At 61.4% G+C, this 21,852-nt stretch carries 20 protein-coding genes; 18 read left to right on the forward strand and 2 right to left on the reverse strand.

The genetic code is table 11. From position 1 onward, the window contains the following. A partial coding sequence (locus ACYCTF_RS04690) for an Rne/Rng family ribonuclease (protein WP_461284576.1) occupies positions 1 to 2,219 on the reverse strand: 2,219 nt, incomplete at its 3' end. Positions 2,220 to 2,554: 335 nt separating this feature from the next. On the opposite strand from ACYCTF_RS04690, the gene ACYCTF_RS04695 reads away from it, so the two are divergent. From ACYCTF_RS04695 to rpoS, 8 genes are read left to right on the forward strand one after another with little or no spacing between them, the layout of a single operon-like run. After that, complete coding sequence (locus ACYCTF_RS04695) at positions 2,555 to 3,490, forward strand: RluA family pseudouridine synthase (protein WP_461283707.1); 936 nt, start codon at positions 2,555 to 2,557, stop codon at positions 3,488 to 3,490. Continuing rightward, positions 3,483 to 4,133, forward strand: a complete 651-nt coding sequence (locus ACYCTF_RS04700) for an HAD family hydrolase (RefSeq protein WP_461283708.1) — start codon at positions 3,483 to 3,485, stop codon at positions 4,131 to 4,133. Before ACYCTF_RS04695 ends, ACYCTF_RS04700 begins: the two co-directional genes overlap by 8 nt. Further along, positions 4,121 to 4,459: a Rieske (2Fe-2S) protein gene (locus tag ACYCTF_RS04705; protein ID WP_461283709.1), complete on the forward strand. Its 339-nt coding sequence runs from the start codon at positions 4,121 to 4,123 to the stop codon at positions 4,457 to 4,459. Before ACYCTF_RS04700 ends, ACYCTF_RS04705 begins: the two co-directional genes overlap by 13 nt. After that, on the forward strand, positions 4,456 to 5,460 hold the full coding sequence (locus tag ACYCTF_RS04710) for a S49 family peptidase (RefSeq protein ID WP_461283710.1): 1,005 nt from the start codon (positions 4,456 to 4,458) through the stop codon (positions 5,458 to 5,460). The genes ACYCTF_RS04705 and ACYCTF_RS04710 overlap by 4 nt, the downstream gene beginning before the upstream one ends. A gap of 3 nt (positions 5,461 to 5,463) precedes the next feature. Continuing rightward, positions 5,464 to 6,216, forward strand: coding sequence for a 5'/3'-nucleotidase SurE (gene surE / locus ACYCTF_RS04715; RefSeq protein WP_461284577.1), 753 nt, complete (start codon positions 5,464 to 5,466; stop codon positions 6,214 to 6,216). 5 nt (positions 6,217 to 6,221) lie between these two features. Then, the gene (locus tag ACYCTF_RS04720; protein ID WP_461283723.1) at positions 6,222 to 6,875 is read left to right on the forward strand and encodes a protein-L-isoaspartate(D-aspartate) O-methyltransferase; all 654 of its coding nucleotides are present in this window, start codon (positions 6,222 to 6,224) and stop codon (positions 6,873 to 6,875) included. Next, the gene (locus ACYCTF_RS04725) at positions 6,876 to 7,670 is read left to right on the forward strand and encodes a peptidoglycan DD-metalloendopeptidase family protein (RefSeq protein WP_461283712.1); all 795 of its coding nucleotides are present in this window, start codon (positions 6,876 to 6,878) and stop codon (positions 7,668 to 7,670) included. Between the two features lie 24 nt (positions 7,671 to 7,694). Then, positions 7,695 to 8,681 carry an RNA polymerase sigma factor RpoS gene (gene rpoS, locus ACYCTF_RS04730; protein WP_461283713.1) on the forward strand — a complete coding sequence of 329 codons (987 nt, stop codon included), beginning with the start codon at positions 7,695 to 7,697 and terminating at the stop codon, positions 8,679 to 8,681. A gap of 15 nt (positions 8,682 to 8,696) precedes the next feature. On the opposite strand, the gene ACYCTF_RS04735 is transcribed toward rpoS, so the two are convergent. Next, the gene (locus ACYCTF_RS04735; protein WP_461283714.1) at positions 8,697 to 9,083 is read right to left on the reverse strand and encodes an Mth938-like domain-containing protein; all 387 of its coding nucleotides are present in this window, start codon (positions 9,081 to 9,083) and stop codon (positions 8,697 to 8,699) included. Positions 9,084 to 9,226: 143 nt separating this feature from the next. On the opposite strand from ACYCTF_RS04735, the gene alaC reads away from it, so the two are divergent. The 10 genes from alaC to ACYCTF_RS04785 all read left to right on the forward strand — a co-directional run bounded on the left by alaC (position 9,227) and on the right by ACYCTF_RS04785 (position 21,820). After that, positions 9,227 to 10,426, forward strand: a complete 1,200-nt coding sequence (gene alaC / locus ACYCTF_RS04740) for an alanine transaminase (RefSeq protein ID WP_461283715.1) — start codon at positions 9,227 to 9,229, stop codon at positions 10,424 to 10,426. Continuing rightward, positions 10,423 to 11,733: a homoserine dehydrogenase gene (locus tag ACYCTF_RS04745; protein WP_461284578.1), complete on the forward strand. Its 1,311-nt coding sequence runs from the start codon at positions 10,423 to 10,425 to the stop codon at positions 11,731 to 11,733. The genes alaC and ACYCTF_RS04745 overlap by 4 nt, the downstream gene beginning before the upstream one ends. Positions 11,734 to 11,742: 9 nt before the next feature. Then, positions 11,743 to 12,813: a threonine synthase gene (gene thrC / locus ACYCTF_RS04750; protein WP_461283717.1), complete on the forward strand. Its 1,071-nt coding sequence runs from the start codon at positions 11,743 to 11,745 to the stop codon at positions 12,811 to 12,813. Positions 12,814 to 12,839: 26 nt separating this feature from the next. Further along, the gene (locus tag ACYCTF_RS04755) at positions 12,840 to 13,826 is read left to right on the forward strand and encodes a hypothetical protein (RefSeq protein ID WP_461283718.1); all 987 of its coding nucleotides are present in this window, start codon (positions 12,840 to 12,842) and stop codon (positions 13,824 to 13,826) included. Beyond that, a complete protein-coding gene (locus tag ACYCTF_RS04760) occupies positions 13,823 to 14,050 on the forward strand; it encodes a hypothetical protein (protein WP_461283719.1) in 228 nt (75 codons plus the stop codon). Before ACYCTF_RS04755 ends, ACYCTF_RS04760 begins: the two co-directional genes overlap by 4 nt. A 166-nt stretch (positions 14,051 to 14,216) precedes the next feature. Beyond that, positions 14,217 to 15,449: a tyrosine-type recombinase/integrase gene (locus ACYCTF_RS04765; RefSeq protein WP_461283720.1), complete on the forward strand. Its 1,233-nt coding sequence runs from the start codon at positions 14,217 to 14,219 to the stop codon at positions 15,447 to 15,449. A gap of 4 nt (positions 15,450 to 15,453) precedes the next feature. Then, on the forward strand, positions 15,454 to 17,433 hold the full coding sequence (locus ACYCTF_RS04770; protein WP_461284579.1) for a hypothetical protein: 1,980 nt from the start codon (positions 15,454 to 15,456) through the stop codon (positions 17,431 to 17,433). A 4-nt stretch (positions 17,434 to 17,437) separates the two neighbouring features. Further along, the gene (locus ACYCTF_RS04775) at positions 17,438 to 19,594 is read left to right on the forward strand and encodes an integrase (RefSeq protein ID WP_461284580.1); all 2,157 of its coding nucleotides are present in this window, start codon (positions 17,438 to 17,440) and stop codon (positions 19,592 to 19,594) included. Beyond that, positions 19,581 to 20,054: a hypothetical protein gene (locus ACYCTF_RS04780; RefSeq protein WP_461283910.1), complete on the forward strand. Its 474-nt coding sequence runs from the start codon at positions 19,581 to 19,583 to the stop codon at positions 20,052 to 20,054. Before ACYCTF_RS04775 ends, ACYCTF_RS04780 begins: the two co-directional genes overlap by 14 nt. A 242-nt stretch (positions 20,055 to 20,296) precedes the next feature. Beyond that, positions 20,297 to 21,820 carry a single-stranded-DNA-specific exonuclease RecJ gene (locus ACYCTF_RS04785; protein WP_461284584.1) on the forward strand — a complete coding sequence of 508 codons (1,524 nt, stop codon included), beginning with the start codon at positions 20,297 to 20,299 and terminating at the stop codon, positions 21,818 to 21,820. Positions 21,821 to 21,852 lie beyond the last annotated feature (32 nt).

Consider the following 21,852-nt stretch of genomic DNA (forward strand, 5'->3'; position numbering starts at 1 on the left):
TCGGCGGGACGTGCGGTCTCGGCGGGACGTGCGGTCTCGGCGGGACGTGCGGTCTCGGCGGGACGCGGGGTGTCCGCGCCCATGGGCGGCACTTGGTCATGCGCTGTGTCGCGGACGGGTGTCGGGATGGCGTCTACAGGGCCTCGGGCTTCATGGCTCGTGTCCGCTCCGTGCTCTCCGGCTGGCTGCGCCGGGGTTTCGTTGGAGCCTTCAGGGCGCTCGCTGCCGTGGCGCCCGCGGCCACCGCGCCGTGACCGATGTCCGCGTGCACGGCTTGGTCGCTCGCCTTTCTCCGGGCCACGCTCGCCGCGATCCGCTGGTCGCTCATTGCGCTCGCCTTTCTCTGCGACCCGCTCGGGCGCAGTCTCCCGCGGCCGTTCACGCGCCTCGGCAGGGGCCTTGGGAGACGTTTTGGCGGGTGACCGCGGACGCGTGGCGGCATTGCGCCGCGGGGGGCGCGCCACGGGTGCAGGCGGAGCGACCTCGGGGGCGCTCACCGGGGGGGCGGCCGCCTTGGCGGCGGGCGAACTGCCCAAGAGGCGGTGCAGGAAGGATCGTATCAGGCCATTGGATGGCGCTGAGTCAGAAGGACGCACGGGTTCCGGCCGCGGCGGTGTGATCGGGGCCAGCTGACCGACTACCGGGCGCTCCGCGATCGGGCTTGGGGCGGGCCGCGCAGGCTCGGTCGGCTCCGCTTCGAGCGGGATCAGATAGCTGGGCGCGATGCGTTCGGCTTCGATCTCTTCGGCCTTGAGACGCTTGATACGGTAGTGCGGGGTTTCGAGATCGATGGAGGGCACGATAGTGATGGGCGTGCCGAGGCGCGACTCCATGCCGCTGATCTCGTAGCGTTTCTCGTTCAAGAGATAGGTGGCGGTCGCAAGCGGCAGGTGGACCTGCAGGGCTGCGGTGTTCTCCTTCATGGCCTCCTCCTGGATGAAACGCAGGATCTGGAGGGCAGAGGAGGGGACGCTACGGATATGACCCGTCCCTTCGCAGCGGGGGCAGGTCAGACTGCTGGACTCGCCGAGCGAGGGCCGCAGACGCTGGCGGGACATCTCAAGCAGACCGAAGCGTGAGATGCGCCCCACCTGGACGCGCGCGCGGTCGGCCTTCAGGGCCTCGGCGAGTAGTGTCTCCACGGCGCGCTGATTGCGCGTCGGGGTCATGTCGATGAAGTCGATGACGATTAGTCCACCCAGATCGCGGATCCGCAGCTGGCGGGCGATCTCGTCGGCCGCCTCGAGATTCGTGTTGAGCGCGGTCTCTTCGATGTCGCTGCCGCGCGTGGCGCGCGCCGAGTTCACGTCGATGGTGACGAGCGCCTCCGTGTGGTCGAACACCACCGCACCGCCGGATTCGAGATGCACCTCGCGCGAGAATGCCGATTCGATTTGGTGCTCGATCTGATAGCGCGAGAAGAGCGGTATCTCGTCTTCGTAGAGCTTGAGCTTGCCCACGTTATGCGGCATGACCTGCTGCATGAACTTCAGGGCGCGCTCGTAGATGTCCTGGTTGTCGATCAGAATCTCGCCAATGTCGCCGCGTAGGTAGTCCCGGATTGCACGAATGACGAGGCTGCTCTCCTGGTAGATCAGAAAGGAGGCGGGCTGATCCTGGCTTGCGCGGTTGATGGCATCCCAGAGCTGGATAAGGTAGTCAAGGTCCCACTGCAGTTCTTCGACGCTCTTGCCGATGCCCGCTGTACGGATGATGACCGAGTAATCATCGGGCAGCTTGAGCTGGGCCATGGTATCGCGCAGTTCCGCGCGCTCTTCGCCTTCGATGCGGCGTGATATCCCACCGCCCTTGGGGTTGTTCGGCATCAGCACGAGGTAACGTCCAGCAAGGCTGATGAAGGACGTGAGGGCCGCGCCCTTGTTGCCGCGTTCCTCTTTCTCAATCTGGACGACGATCTCCTGACCTTCCCGGATGACGTCCTTTATGCGCACCGGCCCTTGGGTGTTTTTGCTGTCCTGGCCGCTGAAGTAGGTCCGCGAGATTTCCTTCAGGGGGAGAAAACCTTGACGCTCGGCGCCGTAATCGACAAACGCTGCCTCGAGGCTCGGTTCGACGCGTGTGACGCGCGCCTTATAGATGTTGCCCTTCTTTTGTTGATAGTTCGCCGATTCTATGTCCAGATCGATCAATTTCTGGCCGTCGACGATCGCCACTCGCAATTCTTCCGAGTGGGTGGCATTGAAAAGCATTCTCTTCATGAATTCTGACTCCGCCGCTTTGCGGCGCGCGACCGCCCGCCCTTAAGAAGGGTCAGCAGTCCACGCGGTCCGGGCAGCGCAGAGGGGCCCGAACTCGGGCGTGAATCCGCTTTGTAACCCGTCGCTGTGGACTTTCCGCCTCCTGGGCAAGGGGCGCACATCCGAGCACCTCTCCAGTTGGGTGAGGGGTGCGAAACCCTTATGGCAAGGCGACCGAAATGGTCAGCCTTCGAAAATCGTTTTGTATGCGCCTTGAAAGCTTGCTACTATCAAGTGCATACGATGGCGCACTATAGCAGCCGGGTTGCGCCCCGGCAATCTCTGGCTTCCCCCTGATGTCTTCGCACGACAAGGCGGCGTCAACGGTTCGTTTGGTCACGATAGATGACGAGCGATCCGGACAGCGTCTCGACAATTTTCTCTTGGCGGTCCTTAAGGGCGTTCCGAGGGCACACATCTATCGGATTGTCCGCAAAGGTGAGATCCGTATCAATAAGGGTCGGCGCAAGGCCGACTATCGCCTGCAAGTCGGCGACGTTGTGCGTATTCCCCCTATCGAGACCAGTGCACCACGCCCGCAAGCCCCTGATCTGGCGTGGCTTAACGGTCTCGTACTGTTCGAGGATGAGCACCTCCTCGTATTGGACAAGCCTACGGGTATGGCGGTTCACGGGGGCTCTGGGCTTTCTTTCGGGGTGATCGAGGCGCTGCGCACCCTACGACCGACCGCCCGCAGCCTTGAGCTTGTGCATAGGCTCGATCGCTCAACATCCGGATGCCTGCTCGTCGCCAAGCGGCGCTCGGCCTTGCGGGCCCTGCAGGAAGCCTTGCGGGGCGGGCGCTTCGGTAAGCATTATGTGGCCCTTTTGCAGGGGGTGCTGAGCGGTGGGGCGCGCACCGTGGACGCCCCGCTCCTGCGTCTTGAGACGGGCGACCGCCGCGTGGTGGTGCATGCCGCCGGCAAATCCGCACAGACGCGCTTTACGCCGCGCAAACGCTTTCGGGAGGCGACCTTGGTCGATGTGCGTCTCGGCACCGGGCGTACCCACCAGGTGCGCGTACATGCAGTTCACCTCGGATGCCCGGTGGCTGGCGATGAGCGTTATGGCGATCCCAAGGTGAATGCCGTGTGGCGTGAGCGTGGGCTTGCGCGGCTCTTCCTGCATGCGGCGCGGCTGTCATTTCCGCATCCCCTCACCGGTGTCACTGTAGAGGTTGAGTCACCGTTACCGAAGGATCTCACAAGGGTTTTGGAGTCGCTCGATGCTTAAGGAATACAAGCTTCTCATTTTTGACTGGGACGGCACGCTCATGGATTCCGCCGAACGCATCGTCCGTTGCTTTCAGGCAGCGGCCCGCGATTGCGGGCTCCATATGCTTACCGATGATGCCATTCGTAGAACCATAGGTCTCGGGGTGGTCGAGGCCCTTGCGCGTCTTCTGCCGGACACGGACGACCAGGGCCGACAAGCGGTTGCGAAGCGTTATCGTGAACATTTTCTGCACCTAAATGAGACCCCGACACCCCTTTTCCCGGGGGTAGCTCGGGGGCTTGAAGGTTTGCACCAGCAGGGCTATCGCATGGCGGTCGCCACCGGTAAATCCCGAATCGGCCTCGATGCCGCCCTTGCCGCAAGCGGTACGGGTACGCTCTTTTGCGCAACCCGCTGCGCGGATGAAACACGCTCGAAGCCGCACCCGCGTATGCTTCATGAAATTCTCGAGGAAACCCGGGTGGGTGCCGAAGAGGCGCTCATGGTGGGGGACACGAGCTACGATATCGAGATGGCGGCGAACGCCGGGATGGATAGCGTTGCCGTCGGTTATGGGGTGCACGACCTGGACGAGCTGCGGGTTCACAGGCCCCGCCTGTGCGTCCAGACCTTTCCGGAATTGTGCGCGTGGCTGCTGTAGCGGTCTGCGCGGGCGATCGCCTCATCGATGGCGGGATAGGACAGAAATTCCTGCTCGGGCCGGGCGAGGAGGCCTTCGTCATACGTTTCAAAGGTGTCGTCCGCGCCTACAGGAACCGGTGTCCGCATCGCAGGCTAGAATTGGATTGGCAGGAAGGGCGTTTCTTTGATGATAAAGGGATGGCCTTGGTTTGTTCCGTGCATGGGGCGCGCTATGATCCCGCGGATGGGAGTTGTCTCAGCGGACCCTGCCTAGGCCGTTCGCTCGAGGCCTTGGTCTGCCGGGAACAGGGAGGCATGGTGATAGTGGAGGAGGCACAGCCGTGAGCGACGATAACGATAAGAAGCAAGATGCCAAGCTCGACGATGGCGCCGCGCAGGCGGCCCGCATGGGCCTGAGCGAGGATTGGGCGCGTTCAACGCTCGAGAAACTCGCGTTCGCGGCCTTGACGGCGCAGCGGCGCGAGCGGCGTTGGACGCTGGCCTTTCGCTTGCTGGTCGTCACCCTGGTCGTGGCGCTCTTTCTGAGCTACGAGGCGTCGCATGTGCGTGCCAGCGGGCTTGCCGGTCGGTTTACCGCGCTTGTGCGCTTGGACGGGACCATTCAGGCGGGCGGGACGACGAGCGCGGGCCCCATCGATCAGGCCTTGCGCCGTGCCTTCGCGGCGCACCCCGCAGGGGTCATCCTTGATGCCGATAGCCCTGGCGGAAGCCCGGTCCAGGCAAGCGACATCAACGCCGAGATCTGGCGACTGCGAGCGCGTTATCCACACATCCCCGTCTATGCGGTGGTCCAGGACCTCTGCGCGTCGGGTTGCTATTACGTAGCGGTGGCGGCCGATCGCATTTATGCCAATCCGGCAAGCCTCGTGGGCTCGATCGGGGTCCTCATGGACGGCTTTGGCTACACGCATATCATGCGCAAGGTCGGCGTGACGAGACGCTTGTTGGTGGCCGGCGCGAACAAGGATTTTCTGGATCCGTTTTCGCCGCTCACGAAGGCCCACAAGGCGTTTGCGGAGAAAATGCTGGGGCAGATCCACACGCAATTCATTGACGCCGTGAGAAAGGGTCGTGGCGCACGCCTGCGGCCGCACCGTGGGCTTTTCAGCGGTCTTATATGGACTGGGTACCGCGCTCGGCAGCTCGGGCTCATCGACGGGTTCGGGACGGTGGGACAGGTGGCGCGGCATGTCTTCAAGGCCCCCCATATCGTGGACTTTTCGCCAAAAGAAGGTCTTGTCACGCGTTTCGCGCAGCGCTTGGGCGCGCGTGTGAGCCAGGCCTTTGTCGAACAATGGCTATCCCCTATGCCGCGCCTGCAGTGAACCGTGAAACGCATACTTCTTAGTAATGATGACGGTTATACGGCGACCGGCCTCGAATGCCTCGCCGCGCAACTCGGGCGGGCGGCCGAGGTCACGGTCGTGGCACCCGACCGCGATCGCAGCGGCGCGAGTAATTCGCTCACCCTTTTGCGGCCGCTGCGCGCTCAGCGCGCGGCCAATGGCTTCATTTATGTCGATGGCACGCCCACCGATTGCGTACATCTGGCCATCACAGGCCTGCTCCAACAGGAGCCCGACATCGTGATCTCGGGGATCAATCACGGCGGCAATCTGGGGGATGATGTGCTGTATTCGGGGACGGTGGCGGCGGCCATGGAAGGGCGCTTTCTGGGCTTGCCGGCCATAGCGGTATCGTTGGCATCGGCCAATCCCACCCATTTCGCGACCGCGGCGCAAATCATTGAGCGCTTGCTTGAGTGCCTTACGGCCGAGACGCTGCCGGCGGACACGATTTTGAACGTCAATGTGCCCGATGTCGCCTATGCCGATCTCCGTGGCCTGGAGGCGACCCGTCTTGGGCATCGCCACAAGGCCGAGGCCGTGATCCCGGCGCGCGATCCGCGTGGGCGACAGATTTATTGGGTGGGCCCCCCGGGCGCGGCCGATGATGCGGGACCGGGCACAGATTTCCATGCCATCGCCTGTGGCCGGGTTTCTGTGACGCCTCTGCACGCCGATCTGACGCGGCACGCGGCGCTTGCGATGCTGGGCACGTGGTGCGGAGGGATTTTGTGAGCGGGATGATGCGCCAAGGTGCGGGCATGACCTCGGCGCGGACGCGCGATCGGCTTATTGGGCGTCTGCGCGAACAAGGAGTACGGGACGAGGAGGTGCTCGCGGCCCTGGCGTCGATCCCGCGCCACGTGTTCGTGGATGAGGCCTTGGCCACACGCGCCTATGAGGACACGGCGTTGCCGATCGGTCACGGACAGACGATTTCGCAGCCCTACATCGTTGCGCGGATGACGGCGGCGTTACGCGCATCGGGTCCGCTCGCGCAGGTGTTGGAGATTGGAACGGGGTCTGGCTATCAAGCGGCGGTGCTTGCGAAGCTTGCCGGACACCTCTATACGGTGGAACGGGTGGGAGGGCTTGTCCGCGCCGCCCGCCAGCGCTTCCAGGCCTTGCGGCTTGGCAATATCAGCGTACGCCACGGCGACGGCTGCGAGGGTTGGCCCGAAGAGGCTCCGTTCGATGCCATCATCGTTACCGCGGCGGCGCGGGCCGTGCCCACGGCACTTTTTGGACAATTGAAGGAAGGGGGGCGTCTCGTGGTCCCGGTGGGCGGCGAGGTGCAGGAACTGCTGTTATACAGACGCCGTGGCACGGCCATGGCTTTTGAACGTCTGGGGCCCGTCAATTTCGTCCCGTTGCTGCCGGGAGGGATCGTGTAGGTGCAGCGCGCGCTGCGGCTCGGTTGCCTGCTCTTAGCGCTATCGGGGTGCACGGCGCGCTTTCCCGCGCCCATTTACGATGAAAGCGCGGCGCTCGCCGTGCGTCACGGGAGCTATCGCGTGCTTCCGGGCGATACCCTCTATAGCATCGCCTTCGAGACGGGTCACGACTATCGGACCCTCGCCCGCTGGAACCGCATTCCGCCACCCTACCGTATCGAAGCCGGGGAACTCCTGCGCCTGCGGCCGCCACGGGGCGAGTCATCTGCGCCGCCGCCGGTCGCGCGCCGGCAACTCGGAGGCACACCGCATCGCCGCAGCGTGCGGCTGCGTCCGATACCCCTGCCTCGTGCGGCCGCGCCGATCTATCAGCGGCCGGCCCCGGCGCTTCGCGCACCCTTAGTGGCCCCGACTTGGATATGGCCCGCGCGCGGGACCGTGAAGGAGACCTTCGGGCGAGGCCCCTTAAGCGGGCGGCCCGGCAATCGCGGGATCGACATCGTGGGGCACGTCGGGGAACCGATCCGCGCCTCTGCCGCCGGTCGCGTCGTTTATGTCGGTAGTGGACTTCCTGGATATGGCAAGCTTATTATCATAAAAGAAAATAATGAGTACCTAAGCGCGTATGCCCACAATGCGCGCATCAAGGTCGAGGAGGGCGCGATGGTGCGGCAAGGTGAGGTCATTGCCACAATGGGGGACAGCGGGACCGATCGGGTGGAGCTCGAGTTCGAGATTCGCCTGCGTGGCGTCCCGGTGGACCCCCTGCGCTATCTGCCGGAGAAACACCACTAGCGAGCTAATTGAGGGGGACCGCCCATGGCCGAACCGGAACTGGACGACAACGCAGTGGAAGCAATTGAGCCGGAGGCTCTTGAGGGAACGGAAAAGGACGACGCTGTAGAAGGCGACGAAGTCGAAACGGAAGTTGCAGTCGAGGCGGGGCAGGAACGGGAGACCGAAGATAGTGGGGGGCCGCAAGCGGATGCGACTCAGCTCTATCTGCGTGAAATTGGCTTTTCGCCGCTTTTGACAGCGGAGCAAGAAGTCTTTTACGCGCGCAAGGCATTGAAAGGCGATGTGTCTGCGCGGCACCACATGATCGAATGCAATTTGCGGCTCGTGGTGAAGATTGCGCGACGTTATATGAATCGCGGTCTGGCGCTCCTCGATCTTATCGAGGAAGGCAACCTCGGGCTCATACGTGCGGTCGAGAAATTTGATCCCGAGCGCGGCTTCCGCTTTTCGACGTATGCCACATGGTGGATTCGGCAGACCATAGAGCGCGGAATCATGAACCAGACGAGAACCATCCGTCTGCCCGTTCATATTTTGAAGGAAATTAACATCTATATGCGTGCTGCGCGCCATTTGGCGCAGAAGCTCGACCATGAGCCCACGCCCGAAGAGGTGGCGCTCATGCTCGACAAGCCGGTCGGGGACGTGCGCGCGATGATGGGTCTGAACGAGCGCATCGCGTCGGTGGATGCACCGCTCGACATGGACCCGGACCGTTCCCTGTTGGATGCCATTGCCGACGACAAGAACGTGGATCCGGAGAAGATCCTGCAAGAAGAGGATCTGCATGGCCAGATCGCGGCATGGCTTTCCGAGCTGAACGAAAAGCAGCGCGAGGTGGTGGAGCGGCGATTCGGCTTGAATGGGCGCGACATCTCCACTCTCGAGCAAGTAGGCGCGGACATCGGGGTCACGCGCGAGCGTGTGCGCCAGATTCAGGTCGAGGCCTTGCGCCGGCTGCGCGGCATGCTCGAGAAGAGCGGTTACTCGATGGATGCTCTTTTTTAGAGGTTGCCTGAGGAGCTAGGTGGACGGGGGGTCTGCGAGCAGCAGACCGGCGACCACGGAGCGACCCTCACTCATGAGCAGATTATAGGTCCGACAGGCGGCACCGGTATCCATGCACTCGACACCCACCTGCGAGGCGAAAAACGGCGCGAGCCACGCGGCGGGCGGAAAGCGTAGGGTGCTTCCGGTTCCCAGGACGACGACCTCCGGCTGCCATGCGGCGAGCTCGGCGAGGCTCGAGACATCGAGCTCTCCGAAGTGCCGCGGCCGCCAGTTCGCGACGACGCGCTGGGGCATGAGGATGAGGCTGTGCTCGTAGACCTCGTTGTCGATATGCAGGCGTCCGGGCTCGTAGCCACGCACGACGCACTGCCCGTTGCTTGCATCCAGGTGAATCTTCATCGAAAGCCTCCGGTCGACATTGACAGGGCGCTTTTTCGCCCGTATGTTCGCGATTCAAACGGCCGTGGTTGGCGCGCCGCTCATCTCACAACATCTTGCCAGGCGAACGGGGAGTCGGCCCGTCCGGGCGTCCTAGGTGGAGCATGGATCAGTTTCCTCGTATAAAGAGATTACCGCCCTACGTCTTCAACATCGTCAACGATCTGAAAGCCGAGGCGAGACACCGTGGCGAGGATATCATTGACTTCGGGATGGGTAATCCCGATCACGCGACCCCGCAGCACATCGTAGACAAGTTGTGCGAAGCCGCGCAACGGGGTGATACGCATCGTTATTCGGTGTCGCGGGGCATTCCGCGGCTGCGGCGCGCCATTTGCCGCTGGTATGAGACGCGCTACGGGGTCACGCTCGACATGGATCGCGAGGCGATTGTGACCATAGGCTCCAAGGAGGGTCTTGCGCACCTGGCGCTTGCAACCACAGGTCCGGGCGATGTGGTCTTGGTGCCCAACCCGACTTACCCCATTCACCCTTATGGGTTTGTGATTGCAGGGGCGGATATCCGCCATGTACCGCTCGTGCCCGGGGGCGATTTCTGCGCCGAGCTTGAGACCGCGATCCGCAACTGCTGGCCCAAGCCGAAGATGCTGGTGCTGAACTTCCCGAGCAACCCAACCGCCCAATGCGTGGACCTAGGCTTCTTCGAGAAGGTCATTGCGGTGGCGCGTGAGCACGGCATCTACGTGATCCATGACCTGGCCTATGCCGATATCGTGTTTGATGGCTATAAGGCCCCCTCCATTCTGCAGGTGCCGGGGGCCATGGAGGTCGCGGTCGAGTTTTTCACGCTTTCCAAGAGCTACGACATGCCTGGCTGGCGCGTGGGCTTCATGTGCGGGAATCGCGAACTCGTGGCGGCCCTTGCGCGCATGAAGTCCTATCTGGACTACGGGATGTTCACGCCGATACAGATTGCGGCCATTCTCGCGCTCGAGGGCCCTCAGGCGTGTGTCGGCGAGATCCGCGACCGCTATCAGAGTCGTCGCGACGTGCTCTGCGAGGGCCTTAAGGCGGCCGGCTGGGACGTGGACGTGCCGAAGGCCACTATGTTCGTATGGGCCAAGATTCCCGAGCCCTTCCGGGAAATGGGCTCGTTGGAGTTCGCCAAGAAGCTGCTGCTCGAGGCCAAGGTGGCAGTCTCGCCCGGGATCGGGTTTGGGGAGTACGGTGACGGATACGTGCGCTTCGGCCTGATCGAAAACGAACATCGTACCCGTCAGGCGGTGCGCAGCATCCGCGACCTCCTGCGGCGCGCAGGTGTCGTGGCCAAGGAAGCCTTGTGAGGGCGGTCCGCGTCGGTCTTTTGGGTTTTGGGGTCGTAGGCGGTGGTACGGTCGCGGTATTGACGCGCAATGCCCAAGAGATCGCCCGCCGGGCGGGGCGTGAAATCGAGATCGTGAAGGTCTTGACGCGCGACGTGCGCAAACCGCGCGCGCAGGTCCTGCCGGAAGGCTGTCTCACCACCGATGCGCGGGCCATCCTCGACGATCCGACCATAGACGTGGTGGTGGAGACGATGGGCGGCATCGAGCCCGCGCGCTCCTACATCCTGGCGGCCATCGCCCAGGGCAAGCATGTCGTGACCGCCAACAAGGCCCTTATCGCCACCGCCGGCAACGAGATATTCGCGGCGGCGCGGGCGCGCGGCGTGGTGGTGGCCTTCGAGGCGGCGGTGGCAGGCGGTATCCCGATCATCAAGGCGATCCGCGAGGGGCTCGCCGGCAATCGTATTCGCGGGGTGGCGGGCATCATCAACGGCACCTGCAACTACATCCTCACTGAGATGCGCGAAAACGGTACCGAATTCGGTACGGCTTTGGCGCAGGCCCAGGCGCTCGGATATGCCGAGGCCGACCCGCATTTCGATGTGGACGGCGTGGATGCCGCACACAAGCTCACGATCCTGGCGGCCATCGCCTTTGGCATCCCGCTTGCGTTCTCGCAGGTGCATGTGGAGGGCATACGCAATCTGGAATCTGCGGACATCGCTTATGCCGCGGAACTGGGCTATCGCGTCAAGCATCTAGGGATTGCGCGGCGCGTGGCGGAAGGCATTGAATTGCGCGTCCATCCGGTCCTGATCCCGCATAAGCGCCTCATCGCCAACGTGGACGGCGTCATGAACGCCGTCCTGGTGGCGGGCGATGCCGTGGGCTCGACACTGTTCTACGGGCCCGGTGCCGGCGCCGAGCCGACCGGATCGGCGGTGGTGGCCGATATCATTGATGTCGTCAGGACGCTCACTACAGACCCCGAATTGCGCGTGCCGCATCTCGCCTTCCAGCCCGATGCCTTGTCCGATGGACCGATCCTGGGCATGGCCGAGGTCGCGACCGCCTGCTATCTGCGCTGCGAGGCCGAAGACAAGCCGGGCGTGCTCGCCGACATGACACGCATCCTGGCTGAGCTTGGTATCAGCATCGAAGCGATCTTGCAGAAGGCCCCTGAACCGGGCGCGCACACCGTGCCCGTCATCCTCCTGACCCACAGCGTGCGCGAGGCACAAATCGATCAAGCCATCAGCCGCATCGCGGCGCTGTCTGCGATCACCGGCAAGATCCGGCGATTGCGCGTCGAGTCATTCGCATAGGAGAGTTCCATGACCCGTTACACCGGCATCATCGCGCGCTACCGCGATTGGCTGCCCATTGCCGACGCAAGCCGCATCATCACCTTGGGTGAGGGCGACACGCCACTCATCCGTCTCGACCGGCTGACCCGCAGTGTGGGGCGCGAGGCGACCATCTATGTCAAATTCGAAGGACTGAACCCGACTGGCTCGTTCAAGGATCGGGGGATGTGTTTTGCGGTGACCAAGGCCGTGGAGGGCGGTTCGCAGGCCATCATCTGCGCCTCGACTGGCAATACCTCGGCATCGGCGGCCGCCTATGCCGCGCGCGCGGGGCTCACCGCCTTCGTATTGATTCCGGAGGGTAAGATCGCGCTCGGTAAGCTGAGTCAGGCGATGATACACGGGGCCGTGGTCGTGCAGATTCAGGGCAACTTCGATGCTGGCATGCGGCTTGTGAAGGACATTGCGGAAACGACGCCGATCACGCTTGTGAACTCCGTGAACCCCTTCCGCCTGCAGGGGCAGAAGACGGCGGCCTTCGAGATTGTCGACGCCTTGGGGTTCGCGCCCCAGTACCACTACCTGCCGGTAGGGAATGCCGGCAATATCAGCGCCCATTGGCTCGGTTATCGCGAGTATGCGCGCGAAGGCCGCTGCGCGGTCCCGAAGCTCGTGGGCTACCAGGCGGCCGGGTCGGCACCTTTCGTGAGCGGGCAGATGGTCGACGAACCGGAGACTGTGGCCACCGCCATCCGCATAGGTCACCCGCAGTCCTGGACGCTGGCGCAGTCGGCCCGGGAGGCGACCGGCGGCTGGTTCGGGGCGGTCGATGACCCTGAGATCCTGGCCACTCAAAAGCTGCTGGCGCGCGAGGAGGGGATTTTCTGTGAGCCTGCCTCGGCGGTATCGGTGGCCGGTGCCTTGCGCGATCTGCGCGCGGGTCGCATCGAGGAGGGCTCGACTGTGGTTTGTACAGTCACGGGCCACGGCCTCAAAGATCCGGATGTGGCTATCCGCCAAGGGGGACCCACGGAGCTTGTGACCGTCGCTCCGACCCTGCAAGCGGTGCGCGCCGTGATTCTCGATCGTACATCCTAGAGCGCGTCGCGGCAGGAGCGCAGGTCTTGCTTAAGCCGCCGACATCGGGTTCGGTCACGATCTATGTCCCAGGTCTAGACGGGCGCGTCGAGGCGCCCCAGTCCGCGCCTTTGGCGGTGAGCCGTGTGCTCGCGCGGGCGGCGCAGCGCCCCTGGGACCTCGAGGGTTACGCCCCGCGCGCCGCGGCACTCTTCGGCCTCCCGGCGTCCGCGGGGCTGGCCGCCCTGGCGCGATTAGGGGAAGGTCGTGCGCCCGACCACCGCTGGTGGGTGCGTTGCGACCCGGTCCATCTGGTGGTCGATCGGCACCGCCTCCTGCTGCTCGATAACAATTCCTTGACGCTCGGGGCCGAGGACGCTGCGCGCCTGGGCGCGCGGGTGGCGCAGGTGTTCGCGCCCGACGGTGGGGTGCTCGAGGTCGTGGCGCCGACGCGCTGGTATCTCAGTCTGGCTGCGCCCGAGCCTCTGCAGGTGGCGGAGATGGCCGAGGTTGCGGGCCGCGACATCCATTCTTTTCTGCCTGCGGGCAACGCGGCCTACTGGAGGACGCGCTTGAACGAGGCGCAGATGCTTTTGCATGAGGGGCTCGCCGGCGGTCATGGCGGGGAGGCGGCGCGCGGCGAGGCCAATAGCGTGTGGCTCTGGGGACCGGGATACGCGCCTGAGCCCACCCGGGCGGCGTTCGCCCGCGTGTTTGCAGACGATGTACTGATCCAGGGGATGGCCCGCATGGTCGAGGTGGCCGTGGCGCCCTTGCCGGCCGATCCCACCGCGCTCGATGTGGGGATGGCCACGCTCGCGGTGTGGCCTAGGGCGCAGGCCCCCGCCCAGTATGGCGACAGCGAGGCCTGGACCCACTCTTTGGAGGCCTTGGTGGCGACCTGGTGGGAACCGCTTGCGCGTGAACTACGCGCGGGTCGCCTGAAGCAGCTTGTGGTGGTGGGCGATCGCGGCCCCTTCTATACCTGGGAGCCTGGGCGCTGGCGAAGATGGTTTGGGCAGAAGGCACGATGAAGGACTTGGTGCTCGCCAAGCAGCCTTTGGCGGTGCGCGCGGTTCTCGAACGCGTCTATGCAGCGCGCGGCGCCGCGGACTGGGCGCAGGACGAGCGAGGCCTCGAGGCCCTGGCCGGACCCGAGACACTGAAGGCGCTGGAAGACGCCGTGGAGGCGCTTGCCGGGGCCTTGGCGCGTGACGAGCGTATCCTGGTTATAGGCGACTATGACGCCGCAATATGAACCTTCAGAACTGAGTGGACCTGCTCGTTCACACGGGCGTTGTTCGCTTGCGTTGTATAAAGGGTACGGACGCAAAAATCTGTTCACGTAGTAACAATAATCCCATTGCAATAGCGAGTTAAAGGCGTACTATGTTCATTTAAGGCTGAGATATAGGGCTTGGGTAATGAACAGCGGCGTGGCGGTTCACATCACTCAGGACTTCGGGGGTCTGAAAGTGGGACAACCAAGTTTGTTCTGGGAGCCAGAACTTCGACTGTTCGAGGAAGCGACCGCGTTTCTTAACGACGAATACTGCCAGTCAGGTTCCCGGTCGTCGCCGCGAACCTGGAAAAACGTTGCCCACGCATTGGGGTTCTGGTTCAACTGGTGCTTAGAAGCCAACGTTGATTGGCAAACGGCATCTCAGGACGATTTGATTGATTTCCGGGACGGTCTGTTCACGGCTATCAGTCCAGTGACGGGTGACGCCTACGGCAGTGGGACGATCGTCGCTTACATGCAGCCGGTCATTGCTTTCTACGATTATGCCCGGCGACACAGTGCGTACTTCAGTGATATCTGCAGCGCCGATGTCTTGAAGGCGAAACTAGCCTCTGAAGCATCGCCCGACACCTTATCTGACGCGTCACGGTTGATTCCTTCTCGACGAGCGAAAAAAAATGCTATCCGCCCATTCGGGACCAAAGAATTAAGAAAGTTCCTGGCGGTGCTTGGTCCCTCCGCAGCAGAAAGGGCGGCAGGGGACCTGCGTCCTACAAGAAATAGACTTATGGCGGATTGGGGTTGGGCAGTTGGCCTCCGCCTTTCAGAGATCATGACGCTCAACCCGTATCAATTCCTTGTGTACCATCCTGATGAGAGCTCGCCCTTTTCGCAACAAGCCGTTGAAGTCATTGGTAAGGGTAATGTGACACGAAACGTCGCCGTCCCGAACTGGTTGATTGCAGATACGCTGCAATACATGAAAGGCGAGCGGGCTCGAGCGCTGGAATTGGGACGTAAGAAAAGAAGACAGATACCGAACGTCTTATTTCTGGCGGGAGCGCGTTCGCCCGACCCAGGATCCCCTTTCACCCCGCGGCGGTTCGAGGCGATAGTTGGCGAGGCATGTGTTTCCGCAGGCCTAATGCGTTTGAAACAGCGTATCGATCCGGACTCCGGTGTAAGGACGCAGGTTTCGGTCGCGCACCACTGCGTGCATGATCTCCGGCACACCTATGCCGTTTACACCTATTGGATTGAGGCGAGCAATGGGAATTCGGAACCATGGAAGGTGATCCAGGCGCAACTGGGTCATGAGCGGCTGGAAACGACTATTCGCACTTATCTGAAATTTGTCCAGCTCTTTGGCCCGCGTGGTCAGCAGGACATTAGATCTCTTGTCGGATTGGAATAAAGGGATGGCTAAGAAGCGGTCTCCTGCAAGCAGAGTTGCCAAAGCGTCTATGGCGGCAAAGTCAGTCACCATCGCATCCGGTGAACCACCGGAACTTAATGCCGCTCTTCTGCAAAACGTAGACGTAAAGCGTAAGCGAAGCTCGGCTGCCTCCGTCGCCGCGCAGGCTCGTAGGAGGTCAAAAGAGACCGCCAACGTCGTAGATCTGGGTGCAACTCGTCTGAAACAAACCACGCTCCATTTTAGCAAGGACTTTCATGATATCAAGGTTGAGTTTCCGGGTCCGGATCGTGAGCCCTGCGTTTTAGACCTTTCGTTTCTGGGCCTGGCCCCGCGCCTAGCCAAGCCGCTGGCCGAGGGCTTCCGCGTCTACGGAGTCGGTAAGCGCCAGAAGACACTGGTGGGGCGCAGATCCGAGCTGCAGGCTGGATTTGTAGCCTTCTTGAGAGAAAGGGGGCTGTTACACATTGGTCTCGACGAGATTGATCGTCCCGTATGGAACCAGTTCAAGCAATGGCTTGATACGAAGATTGATCGGAGGAACGGTGAACCCATTCATCCGAAAACTAGGGCGACGACTTTTGGGGCATTGGTCGTTATGCTGGATGCATTGAAGTCTGTTCCAGAATTCAGTCGCTTGGCGCGAGCTGCCTTTGATGCGAGGCCGAGCATCACTTGGGACAATGTGGAACAGCGAACCACAGCACGAGAAAGATTGTCGTTTGAAGCATTGCAAGCAATCGATAATGCGGTAACAAAGGATATTGATGCCCTTCGTGTAAGGATAGAGAAGTCAGAGAGGTTGTTGCAGGAGGGGCACGAAAGGCTTGCTACAAATGGCGATCTTTCCGATCTGGGTACATGCGCCGCCTACATCGCTCAGAAGTACCCAGAAGGGCTCCCGCAGTTGGGTGTGATAAAAGAAAGTAATCCAGAGTTATATCGCTACATTAACTCAAGTGGTAGGAAAGCGCATAGGATCTGGACGCTTAAGGCGGTTCTTTATCCAAATGCCCGCGACCTCGTGCCGCTCGTTGTTTTTCTGGCCATTGAATCTGCTTTGAATCCGACGACATTGTATGAGTTGGAGTGGTCAGGTGTCGACTTTGGAGAGCTTCTCGGGCAGCCCGTTGTGCGACTGGGCGGAACTAAGTGGCGGGCAAACGAAGATCCCGTGGTCCCGATTTCGGCGGCTCGCATTCAGCCGGTGCTAGACCTTCTCAGGCGTTTAACGAAGTTGGTGCGCGCGACCGTCAGCGAGCCGTTGAAGGACAGGTTGTTCCTTTTCAATCGGTTTCAGGGAACGAATCCTGCTGGCCGAGGACTCGGTGGCAATGACAGGGGAATAAACAAAAGCGATGCGTCCTGGCATCGCGGCCTCATGGAGTTCTGCAGGGATTATGGGCTCTCGCCGTTTACGCTCAGCCAGATCAGGGCCACGATCGGCGACGAGATTGGCCTCCGCGAGGGCATCGTGGTGTCGAGTCAGGTCCTGGGACACCAAAATGCTCGGACCACGGATACGCATTACGTCAGTGACGGAACGCGGTGGCGGGAGGCGGAGTCGTTAGGAAAAGCCATGCTTTTCATGGAGCGATGGTTCAGATCGGACGGGAAGATCGATCCGCGTCGACGTCGGCTGACGTCGCGCATGGATCGTGGCGCCGCCACGCCCGGCTTTCATTGCTTCGATCCTTACGATTCGCCATGGCCGATGCAGGGCAAGAATCGGTTGTGCACCGCTTACGGCCGATGCCCCTCTTGCCCTTTGGCGGCCGCCGATATCCATGACCCTGGAGCTGTCGCGTTGTACTTGTCATTGCGTACGGCGATCTTCGGCGCGCAAGGCCGGATCGGTGGTGAGGCTTGGCGGGCGCGTTATGGCCGCGTGTTCATTGATCTCGATGCGCTACTGAAGCATGTACCCGGTGACGTCATGAGCGCAGCCATGCGCTTCCATATCACTTTGCCGACGGTGGAGTGACGATATGTTGACCGCAGAAATCATTCGCGTCAATTCCGGTGCTCATTTCCATCTCCGCCCCGAATGTGAATTGGACGAGGTCTGGGTGTCCTCTAAGAGTCGGTGGAGGGATTCTGTCTGGTCTCTGGATAATGCGAGTATTGGCCAGCGTCCCTTGGCATCGAAAGTGACTTGGGATATGAAGTTGCCTGATGGGCGTAACCTCCTCGACCCAGAACATTCTCAATTGCTTGGATGGCTACGGCGATTTGTCTGGGGTCTGTTTGTGGATCCCCGAGACAAAGTTAAGGCATATAAAACCGGGAATGGCGCTCTGCTGACACAAGGGCTTCGAGTTGTCGTGCCATGGATGGTTGAACGCGGGCAGATGTGGCCAAAAGATGTAAACAAAGAATTCGTGGCCGCGTTCATTGATGATCTACCATCGATTGTCGCTGTAGAAGTTGATGACGAAGAGGTTATTAGGGAAGGGGCAGCTTATATGCCCTTGAAGATCATCGACCTGCTCTGGCGGCAGCGTCAAGCGCTGGAAGAGGCGGGCATCTCGCCGATGCCGGAACGGCCTTGGCTAGACGAGAAGGGTGCCAACTCGATTGCGAAGCGGATCATCACCGAGGCGCGGGGTTGGATCCGGCCTTTGCCCGATGAGGTGGCCATTCCACTGATGAACAAGGCGGCCTGGTTTCTGGGGGCGCCTGCGGAAGATGTTTTGCGGCTACGTGAAAAGATCGAGAAGGCCTACCGTTCAATAGAAAACCCCCACGAAAAACTATGGCGGCTTCAGCAGGACCGCCGAGGGCGCGTTGACGCGGCCTTGAGTGACCATGCGTTTTCTATCATCGACGGTGAGTCTGGGTCATGGCACGAGCCCCTAATGAGCTGTGAGGCCAAGAGCGGTCGCAAATCGTATGCGGTGCGGGGCGTGCGACAATTGGTCGCCACTATTGCAGGCGCCGCGTGTATTACGATCCAGTCCTCGACTGGAATGCGCGCAAGTGAGATATGTGCTTTGCGTGCAGGTGCCTGCCCAGACACTGGTCTTCCACATGGGGTCCGTATCGTCGAGACATCATCGGGGCTCAATGAAGCATTCGTACTTCGATCGGAACTGACCAAGGAAGAAGAGCTTCCACGGGATGTAGATTGGTTGCTTGGAATGCGGCCGATGGGTAGCGACGAAATTCCTCTTCCGGTCCACGCCATGCAGGTCCTTGACAGACTGTTCGCGCATGAACGGAAACTTGCCAAAACGGATCGACTATTGATTACTACTAAGAGTGGAGTGGATCTTGCCGTAACTGAGATGCAAATCAACCTCTTCAATACCTCTCGGCTGAACCGCTTCATCAAGAATTTTATTGAGCGGTGGGTGGATCTGTCCAACCTGCCGGACGAGTCTGCACACCGAATTGCTCGGAATGACCTCATTCCCTGGCGTAAATCGAAGGGGCGTATCATCCGGTCACACCAGTTTCGCAAGACCTATGCCCAGTTCGCGCTGTCCATTGATCCGCGTCTACTGCCAGCGGTTCAGCGCCAATACCATCACGTAGCTATGGCTATTACGGAAGGCGGTTATTGGGGGCGCAATCGTATCCAGATCGAGCCGATCAATGCCATGGCATCGCAACTCACGGCCATGCAGATGTACGAAATGGTAACTGGCCGGACAAGGGTCGCCGGAAAGATGGGCGCCCAGCTTGAGCAGGGGATCGACGAGGTGCGTAAGTTGGTTGAAGGTGTGGATATGGAAGTCGGCTGGAGGCGCGTCATGCGCTTTGTCCGTGATAACAGCCTGCACATGTGGTTTGCCCCGCATGGTAATTGCTTCCCAAGGGACCCTGGGGTTATGGGCTGTCATAAGGCTGCGGGGACGCGTCCAATTGGTGTGCCCTTCCCCAACTTCACCACGCGAGAGCCGTCACTCTGTGCGGGTTGCGATTGCTTCATTCTGGACTTGCGTCACGTCGGGTTCTGGCGGGAACGGTACATCACCAATGCCGCCGCGCATAGGCAAGCCGAGGCGCGAGGGCAGGGCGGCATGTTTCGTGTGGCAGCGATGCGGGCCGCAGTCGCAAAAAAGCTCCTTGAGCGCTTGGGGGTCGATACCGCTCCATTGGACCTGTGCGTGGAACAGGAGATTGCCGATGTCGGGCACTAAAAGACGGCCGCCGAGGGCGGTCATCGAACGGGATTTCGAGGAGGCAATTGAGCGTCTCGAGAAGAACAGGCCAAAGGATCCGCTGTTGAAGCGCCTTGCGGCGGAAGGGCGCCTGGCAATCAATTTCTCGACGGTTGCCAAGGAGGCAAAGCACTCGCGAACTTTGATCGCACACGCGAAGTGTCAATATCAGCAACAAAGGGCGAAGGTCCTGCAGTTGATGCAGCCTGGTGTGGTTGTCACACCAAGGACCGCGAGCGAAGTGATCTCCCGCCTCAGGGGAGATGTGGCGGACCTGAAGGGCAAGCTAAGCGCTGCTCTGAGTGGTCAGGCAGCCCATTTTCTGGCCCGTCAACGAGCTGAGCGTGAGGCGGAAAGATGGCGAAAGGAAGCGCAGCGGCGGGAGAAGCTGTTACAGAAGGGCGACAAGTTGCATCTGATCAACCGGGATGGCGAGTGATGCCAGAACCCGTGCGGATTATCGACAGACCATTGTCCCAAGATACCCTTCGTGAGGCGATGGCTGCGGGCTATACGCGTCTTCAGTCGCGAATCATCGCGGGGAGATTGGGTGACGAGGATGCAGGAAGGGTCGGATTACTTGTCCGCCCGCCGTTGAGCGCGCTTGACTCGCCGGACCGTCTACCTGACATCGGTGTCGCAGCTGAGGCCGTTGCCCGCGCGGTAAAGGACGGGTTGCCAGTGATTCTGCTGTCGGATTTCGACTGCGATGGTGCTTCGGGGCATTCGGTACTGAAGTTCGCGTTGCGGGACTACTTCGGTGTGCCAGAACACCGAATCCACAGCTATATTGGCCATCGACTGCGGGAAGGGTATGGCGTTTCGGAGAGCGTAACCCAGCGTATTTTGGACTCGGCGCCTCGTCCTGCACTCGTGATTACGGCTGATCAGGGAAGTTCGGACCATGCCCGCATTGAGAAGCTGCGCGATCATGGTTTGACGACGATAGTGACAGACCACCATGGAGTTCCAGAACAGGGGCCGCCGCACGCAGCTATCGCCTGCGTCAATCCGGTCCGCACGGATTCGACATTCGCCGACCCCTACGTTGCGGGCGTTCATGTGGCCTGGCTGCTCTGCTGCGCCGTACGGCAACGGCTCATTGACTGCGGGTACCTTCCGGCCGATGCGCCGCGACTTGGCCGCCTCCTCGATTTGGTCGCCCTGGGAACGGTAGCGGATTGTGTCGATCTGGCCCGGTCACCGAATAACCGTGCGGTGCTGACACGTGGCCTCGCACTAATAAATGCGCCTGAGGCGCGCCCTGCATGGCGTGCCTTGTACGCGGTCTCTCGTTGCTCTGGCCCCATTACGGCGGCGACATTGGGGTTCACCTTTGGGCCGATCATCAATGCTCGGGGCCGTCTCGACTGCGCGCTTGGGGCCGTCGACCTGTTGATGTGCGATGACGAGAAGGAAGCGACACGCTTGGCGCTGATCCTGGTGGGGCACAACAGCGAGCGCAAGCAGGTCCAATCCCAAATGTTACGTCGTATCCTTCCATTGGTTGAACAGCAGGTGATGGCTGGGTGCACGGCAATCACCGTCTTCGATCCGGAAGGACATCCAGGCGTACATGGCGTATGTGCTGCCCGATTGGTGGAGACCTATGGACGTCCCGCCGCCTACTTCTCGCCGAAGCATGGGAGCGACCATGTTACCGCCTCACTGCGCACTGTCCCCGGATTCCACATACGAAACGCGCTTGCCGAAATGGTCGAATCACATCCCGGCGACTTTGTCACGTGGGGCGGTCATGCAGGTGCCGGTGGGGTCACGTTGAAACGCGAGGCGCTTAATCGCTTCACGGCTGCCTTCGATGGGGCCGCGGCCCGCGCTTTAGCGACATGGACTCCAGGACCCCGCATACTCACCGATGGCGAACTCGACCAGCGTCCAAGCTTGGAGTTGTTCAGAGAACTGGCCACCTTAGAGCCCTTCGGCCGGCAATGGGAGTGGCCTGTCTTTCGTGCTGAAGGCCGGATCCTCAGTGTCCGTCCCGTCGGCGACGGAACCCACTTGAAGTTATCGATGGGCATCGGGCCAGATCGATTCGACGCCATCTGGTTTGGTGCGGTTCGCGACGGCGTGTGTCCAGTGGAAGTGGGGCAGGCGGTCCGAGTAGCTTTTGAACTGGATACCAATACCTTCCGGGACGAGACGCGCCTGCAATTACGCGTCCGGCATGCGGCCGTCGTCGCATAGGAGTGTGCTGATGGCCCTGCAATCCATTCTAT

It is taken from the genome of Acidiferrobacter sp. (assembly GCF_054609335.1).

What these genes read in the sequence shown, in the direction of transcription:
- ACYCTF_RS04700 (WP_461283708.1), top strand. Translation starts at nt 3,483, where the DNA reads ATGCTTAAGGAATACAAGCTTCTCATTTTTGACTGGGACGGCACGCTC.
- thrC (WP_461283717.1), top strand. Translation starts at nt 11,743, where the DNA reads ATGACCCGTTACACCGGCATCATCGCGCGCTACCGCGATTGGCTGCCC.
- ACYCTF_RS04695 (WP_461283707.1), top strand. Translation starts at nt 2,555, where the DNA reads ATGTCTTCGCACGACAAGGCGGCGTCAACGGTTCGTTTGGTCACGATA.
- ACYCTF_RS04720 (WP_461283723.1), top strand. Translation starts at nt 6,222, where the DNA reads ATGATGCGCCAAGGTGCGGGCATGACCTCGGCGCGGACGCGCGATCGG.
- alaC (WP_461283715.1), top strand. Translation starts at nt 9,227, where the DNA reads ATGGATCAGTTTCCTCGTATAAAGAGATTACCGCCCTACGTCTTCAAC.
- ACYCTF_RS04765 (WP_461283720.1), top strand. Translation starts at nt 14,217, where the DNA reads ATGAACAGCGGCGTGGCGGTTCACATCACTCAGGACTTCGGGGGTCTG.
- rpoS (WP_461283713.1), top strand. Translation starts at nt 7,695, where the DNA reads ATGGCCGAACCGGAACTGGACGACAACGCAGTGGAAGCAATTGAGCCG.
- ACYCTF_RS04780 (WP_461283910.1), top strand. Translation starts at nt 19,581, where the DNA reads ATGTCGGGCACTAAAAGACGGCCGCCGAGGGCGGTCATCGAACGGGAT.
- ACYCTF_RS04760 (WP_461283719.1), top strand. Translation starts at nt 13,823, where the DNA reads ATGAAGGACTTGGTGCTCGCCAAGCAGCCTTTGGCGGTGCGCGCGGTT.
- ACYCTF_RS04775 (WP_461284580.1), top strand. Translation starts at nt 17,438, where the DNA reads ATGTTGACCGCAGAAATCATTCGCGTCAATTCCGGTGCTCATTTCCAT.
- ACYCTF_RS04770 (WP_461284579.1), top strand. Translation starts at nt 15,454, where the DNA reads ATGGCTAAGAAGCGGTCTCCTGCAAGCAGAGTTGCCAAAGCGTCTATG.
- ACYCTF_RS04735 (WP_461283714.1), bottom strand. Translation starts at nt 9,083, where the DNA reads ATGAAGATTCACCTGGATGCAAGCAACGGGCAGTGCGTCGTGCGTGGC.